The organism is Massilia sp. CT11-108, from assembly GCF_047302915.1.
GTDB lineage: Bacteria > Pseudomonadota > Gammaproteobacteria > Burkholderiales > Burkholderiaceae_D > Telluria > Telluria orientalis.
This window is the reverse complement of record NZ_JBKYMO010001518.1, coordinates 1-272: the sequence shown is the minus strand read 5'-3', so window position 1 is coordinate 272 and position 272 is coordinate 1. Positions and strand designations below refer to the sequence as shown.

The 272-nt window shown below is 65.4% G+C and carries 1 protein-coding gene; it reads left to right on the top strand.

What is annotated here, in order from left to right:
• A partial coding sequence (locus ACEN88_RS35475; RefSeq protein ID WP_413347089.1) for a pyridoxal-phosphate dependent enzyme occupies positions 1-231 on the top strand: 231 nt, incomplete at its 5' end.
• Between the last annotated feature and the right edge of the window lie 41 nt (positions 232-272).

Genomic DNA, 272 nt, shown 5'->3' with positions numbered 1-272 from the left:
ATTCGCGAGTTGGTCGACGACATCGTGACCGTGAGCGATGCTGAACTCGTCCGCGCCATGCAGTTTTTCGCGTCGCGCATGAAGGCTGTCGTCGAGCCCACGGGCTGCCTCGCAGCCGCCGCCGCACTCACCGGCAAGGTCGACGTGCGTGGCAAGCGTGTCGGCGTGATTCTTTCGGGCGGCAATGTCGATTTGCAGCTCTTCGCCAAGCTGGTGCTGGAGGCGGCATGAGTGCCCACGGCCAGACCGCCCCCAGCGGCGCTCGCTATGTC